We start from the raw sequence: 4,978 nt of genomic DNA, 5'->3' as shown, positions 1-4,978 counted from the left end.
TACCCCGACTTAAAGAGCAGATATTATATTGGGTAAATCAATATTTGCCAATACCCAGATCGAGCCATGCCAGAATGGACTGCAGCTCTTTGCGCACTTCGCCGGCACTCATGGATGCCGGTGCCCCGCTCTGCTGCTGCAGGCGCTGACGGGCACCCTGAATGGTAAAACCATCATCGTACAGCAGGCCGCGGATACGCCTGATCAGCAACACTTCCTGATGCTGGTAATAACGGCGGTTGCCGCGGCGCTTGATCTGGCCGAGCTGGAGAAACTCCTGCTCCCAGTAGCGCAATACATGAGGCTTGACCCCGGACAGTTCGCTCACTTCACCAATCGTAAAGTAACGCTTGGCCGGGATTGCCGGCAGTTCAACAGTTGTCATTATTCTGCTCAACCATGCCCTTCAGTTTCTGACTTGCATGAAAAGTTACCACTCGGCGCGCCGAGATAGGAATCTCTTCACCGGTTTTGGGGTTACGCCCGGGGCGCTGTGGCTTATCGCGCAGTTGAAAGTTACCGAAACCGGACAGTTTGACACTGTCTCCGACTTCAAGAGCGACACGGATTTCCTCAAAAAACGATTCCACCATGTCCTTGGCTTCGCGTTTGTTCAAGCCTACCTGATCAAACAACAGGTCGGCTAACTCGGCCTTGGTCAAAGTCATGAACACACCTCAAAAACGACAAGTACAAAATGATCCCCCGCTCACAGGCGGGGGATTAATTCAACAAAACAAGAGGATACAGGATATCAGCCGCGAAGGCTCGCCTGATGATCGGCCGAAACCACTGCCAGCATGGCGGCGATCACCGGCTCGACGTCTTCGTCGGTCAGCGTACGCGTCATGTCATGCAACTGAATGCGGAAGGCTAGGCTCTTCTTGCCCTCTTCCACGCCCTTGCCGCGATACACGTCAAACAGCGCCACTTCGGTCACCAGTGGGCCGGCCACGCGCGCGAAGCTGTCCAGCATGGCCGCAACTTCGGTGCTTTCGTCCACTAGCAAAGCCAAATCGCGACGCACCGCCTGAAAGCGTGATACTGCCTGCGCCTTTACCGGCACTGCGCACTCGGCGGCGGCAAAGTCGATTTCGAACAGCACCGGAGCCGACGGCAGATCATAAGCCTGCACCCAGCGCGGATGCAGTTCGCCAATAAAGCCGATGACCTGACCATCCAGCACCACTTCGGCACAACGCCCCGGATGCAAGGCGGCATGACTGGCGCGGCGGAAGCTGGCCACGCGTGGCGAAAGTAGTGCTTCGACATCCGCCTTCACGTCGTAAAAATCGACGCGCTCGGCCTTGCTGCCCCACTGCTCGGCCTCGCGCGGGCCCCAGGCCAGCGCAGCGATCTTCTCGGGCTGATCAAAACCGCCTTCGGTCTTGGAGAACACACGCGCCACTTCAAACACGCGTACACGCGCCTGCTTGCGGTTGATATTGGATGACAGCACATCAACCAGACCGCCGACCAGCGTCGAACGCATCACGCTCATCTGGCTGGCAATCGGATTGATCAGGCGTACCGGATCGAGGTTGGCGGCGAAATCGGCTTCCCATTTCTCTTCGACAAAGGCGTAGCTGACCACTTCCTGATAATCGCGACCGGCCAGGAAATGGCGAACCTGTGCGCGCGGACGGCGATTCTCCGGCAGCGGCAACATGGATAGGCGCGAACGCGGTGCATCGGACGGGATGGCATCGTAGCCATAGACGCGTGCGATTTCCTCGATCAGATCGACTTCGATCTCGATATCGAAGCGGAAGCTTGGCGCCGCTACGGCAAAGCCTTCGGCCGTTGCCTGATACGGCAAGCCAAGACGCGACAGGGTCTGGCCGATTTGTTCAGCCGACAGCGAAATACCCAGCACCCGTGCCACACGCGCGGTACGTACCGTGACATCATTGCGCACCGGCAGTTCGCCAATCGCTTCAGTCAGCGGGCCGGCTTCGCCACCGCAGATGTCCAGCACCAGTTGCGTAGCGCGTTCGATCGCATCGCGCTGCAATTCGAAATCGACCCCGCGCTCGTAGCGGAAGGAAGAATCCGAACCGAAGCCCAGCGTCCGCGCCTTGCCGGCAATGGCTTCAGGTGCAAAGAAAGCACTTTCGAGAAAGATGTCGCGACTACCCGTCGTCACGCCGCTATGCAAGCCACCCATGATGCCGGCAATCGCCAGCGCCTTGCTGTCGTCGGCAATGACCATGGTGTCAGGCGCAAGCACGACTTCTTTTTCATTCAGACAGACCAGCGTTTCACCCGCTTGCGCGAAGCGCACGGTAATGCCGCCATCAACCCTGGCCAGGTCAAAAGCGTGCATGGGCTGACCCTGTTCAAGCAGCACATAGTTGGTGATATCGACAATGGCCGAGATGGAACGCAAGCCGGAGCGTTCAAGACGACGGCGCATCCACTCGGGCGTCGCCGCTGCCGCATCGACATTTTTCAGCACACGGCCGATATAGCGGCCACAGGCCTTGCCGGCAGCCAGCGTCACCGGGCGGACTTCGTCATGCACGGCAGCGACCGGCACGATGGCGACCGGTTGCTGCGCCGTCGCGGTCAGCGCGGAGACTTCACGCGCCAGACCCTTGATCGACAGACAGTCGGCACGGTTAGGCGTAATTTTGAGGGTGAACAAGCTGTCGTCCAGCCCCAGATAATCACGGATGCTGACCCCAACCGGTGCATCTGCGGGCAATAGCAGCAGGCCATCGACCTCGTCCGGCACACCCAGCTCCTTACCCGAGCACAGCATGCCGTTGGATTCGACTCCGCGCATCTTGGTCGGCTTGATCTTGAAATCGCCCGGCAATACGGCGCCCGACAGCGCACACGGCACCTTGGCACCGACGGCAACATTAGGGGCACCACAGACGATCTGCACCAGCTCGCCGGTACCGACATCCACCTTGGTCACGCGCAAACGATCGGCATTTTCGTGCTTGGCCACTTCCATTACTTCAGCCACCACCACACCGGAAAACACCGGTGCGGCAGGCGTGGTCTCTTCGACCTCGAGGCCGGCCATGGTCAGCAAATAAGAAAGTTCATCACTGGAAATGGACGGATTGACCCAGCTTCTCAGCCACTGTTCGGAAAATTGCATATTCTTGTCAGCCCCGCGCTCAGTTGAACTGTTTAAGGAAGGAAAGATCGTTCTCGAAGAAGAGACGCAGATCGTTCACGCCATAACGCAACATGGCAAAGCGATCCAGACCGATGCCGAAGGCAAAGCCGGTGTAGCGTTCGGCGTCGATGCCGACATTGGCCAGCACATTCGGGTGCACCATGCCGCAACCGCCCACTTCCAGCCAGCCTTTCTCGCCCAGCACGTCGATCTCGGCCGACGGTTCGGTAAACGGGAAGAACGATGGACGGAAGCGCACCTGCAGGTCTTCGCGCTCGAAGAAGCGGCGCAAAAAGTCGGTAATGGTGGCCTTCAGATCGGCAAAGCTGACATCCTCATCCACCCACAGGCCTTCCATCTGGTGGAACATCGGCGAGTGCGTGGCATCGGAATCGACACGGTAGACGCGCCCCGGTGCGATGATCTTGATCGGCGGCTGGTTGTCCAGCATGTAACGCACCTGGATCGGCGAGGTGTGGGTACGCAGCACATCGCCACCTTCCACATAGAAGGTGTCCTGCATCGCACGCGCGGGGTGGTCTTCCGGAATGTTCAGCGCCTGGAAATTGTGGAAATCGGTCTCGATTTCCGGGCCGTCGGCCACTTCAAAGCCCATGGAGCGGAACAGCTCGGTGATGCGCTCCAGCGTCAGTGTCACCGGATGCAGACCACCCGTACCCTTACCGCGACCCGGCATAGTCACATCCAGTGCCTCGGCAGCCAGTTGCTGCTCAAGCTTGGCGCTATTGATGGCATCGCGGCGCGCATTGTGTGCGGCCTCGAATGCCTGTTTGGCGGCGTTAATCACCGCGCCGGCGCTCTTGCGCTCATCCGGCGCCAGCGCGCCCAGCTGCTTGAGCAGACCGGTCAGTTCGCCGCTCTTGCCCAGATACTTGGCCTTGACCTGCTCCAGCTCGATCAGGTCAGACACGGCAGCAATAGCCGCCAGCGCTGACTCGAGTATCACGTCCACGTTGTTCATTGTCGGGGTCCAATGTGAAGAAAACTGACCACACGCCTGTTTGCGTCTGGTCAGCATTCTAAAAGTTTTACGAAAAAAAGGGAGGCTTACGCCTCCCTTTAAATCATCTGGCAATTAAGCAAGCTTGGTTTTTGCGATCTCAACGATCTGGGCAAAAGCCGGCTTGTCGAAGATGGCCATATCGGACAGAACCTTACGGTCGATCTCGATAGCGGCTTTCTTCAGGCCATTCATGAACTTGCTGTAGGACAGACCACATTCACGCGCAGCGGCGTTGATACGGGCAATCCACAGACGACGGAACTGACGCTTTTTCTGACGACGGTCACGATAAGCGTACTGTCCAGCTTTCATTACCGCTTGCTTGGCAACACGGTATACGTTCTTGCGACGGCCGCGATAGCCTTTCGCAAGAGCAATGATTTTCTTGTGACGAGCGCGAGCGGTGACACCGCGTTTTACACGTGGCATTTATAACTCCTTAGGCGTAGGGCAGCATTGCACGAACAGACGGCATATTGCTAGCATCTACCATGGTAGTGCCGCGCAATTGACGTTTGGTCTTGGTGGTCTTCTTGGTCAGGATGTGACGCTTGAAAGCGTAAGAACGCTTGACACCACCGTTGCCCAGAACCTTCAGACGCTTTTTAGCACCCGACTTGGTTTTCATCTTCGGCATTAGGAAGACTCCTGCTGAAACTGAGTTAGATTAGATGCAAGGTGGACCGGCGACCTAAGCCGTCAGACACTTGAGGAACCCATACATCACGCTTTTAATAGCCTGCAGAGGCTACAAAACCAACGCGACAGGACTAGCCTGTCGCGTCAAGGTGACGATTATACCCGATTATTTCTTTTTC

Annotated in this window: 6 protein-coding genes; all 6 read right to left on the bottom strand. The window is 57.5% G+C overall.

Going from position 1 to position 4,978, the window contains the following annotated elements; translation table 11 throughout:
- Positions 1 to 37: 37 nt before the first annotated feature.
- Positions 38 to 385, bottom strand: a complete 348-nt coding sequence (locus ACRC1E_RS14890) for a MerR family transcriptional regulator (RefSeq protein ID WP_438515886.1) — start codon at positions 383 to 385, stop codon at positions 38 to 40.
- A complete protein-coding gene (locus ACRC1E_RS14885) occupies positions 372 to 668 on the bottom strand; it encodes an integration host factor subunit alpha (protein WP_438515885.1) in 297 nt (98 codons plus the stop codon). Before ACRC1E_RS14885 ends, ACRC1E_RS14890 begins: the two co-directional genes overlap by 14 nt.
- Positions 669 to 754: 86 nt before the next feature.
- A complete protein-coding gene (gene pheT / locus ACRC1E_RS14880; RefSeq protein WP_438515884.1) occupies positions 755 to 3,115 on the bottom strand; it encodes a phenylalanine--tRNA ligase subunit beta in 2,361 nt (786 codons plus the stop codon).
- A 19-nt stretch (positions 3,116 to 3,134) separates the two neighbouring features.
- Positions 3,135 to 4,118 carry a phenylalanine--tRNA ligase subunit alpha gene (pheS, locus tag ACRC1E_RS14875; RefSeq protein ID WP_438515883.1) on the bottom strand — a complete coding sequence of 328 codons (984 nt, stop codon included), beginning with the start codon at positions 4,116 to 4,118 and terminating at the stop codon, positions 3,135 to 3,137.
- 114 nt (positions 4,119 to 4,232) lie between these two features.
- A complete protein-coding gene (rplT, locus tag ACRC1E_RS14870) occupies positions 4,233 to 4,589 on the bottom strand; it encodes a 50S ribosomal protein L20 (RefSeq protein ID WP_438515882.1) in 357 nt (118 codons plus the stop codon).
- Positions 4,590 to 4,599: 10 nt separating this feature from the next.
- Positions 4,600 to 4,797 carry a 50S ribosomal protein L35 gene (gene rpmI / locus ACRC1E_RS14865; RefSeq protein WP_124734191.1) on the bottom strand — a complete coding sequence of 66 codons (198 nt, stop codon included), beginning with the start codon at positions 4,795 to 4,797 and terminating at the stop codon, positions 4,600 to 4,602.
- Positions 4,798 to 4,978 lie beyond the last annotated feature (181 nt).

It is taken from the genome of Craterilacuibacter sp. (genome assembly GCF_051659485.1).
In the GTDB taxonomy this organism is placed as follows: domain Bacteria; phylum Pseudomonadota; class Gammaproteobacteria; order Burkholderiales; family Chromobacteriaceae; genus Craterilacuibacter.
The sequence above is the reverse complement of the archived record's forward strand: the minus strand, read 5'-3'. Positions and strand labels throughout refer to the sequence as shown.

Excerpts from the sequence above, each read along its gene's own strand:
- rpmI (WP_124734191.1), bottom strand. The coding sequence starts at position 4,797 with ATGCCGAAGATGAAAACCAAGTCGGGTGCTAAAAAGCGTCTGAAGGTT.
- ACRC1E_RS14885 (WP_438515885.1), bottom strand. The coding sequence starts at position 668 with ATGACTTTGACCAAGGCCGAGTTAGCCGACCTGTTGTTTGATCAGGTA.
- pheT (WP_438515884.1), bottom strand. The coding sequence starts at position 3,115 with ATGCAATTTTCCGAACAGTGGCTGAGAAGCTGGGTCAATCCGTCCATT.
- rplT (WP_438515882.1), bottom strand. The coding sequence starts at position 4,589 with ATGCCACGTGTAAAACGCGGTGTCACCGCTCGCGCTCGTCACAAGAAA.
- pheS (WP_438515883.1), bottom strand. The coding sequence starts at position 4,118 with ATGAACAACGTGGACGTGATACTCGAGTCAGCGCTGGCGGCTATTGCT.
- ACRC1E_RS14890 (WP_438515886.1), bottom strand. The coding sequence starts at position 385 with ATGACAACTGTTGAACTGCCGGCAATCCCGGCCAAGCGTTACTTTACG.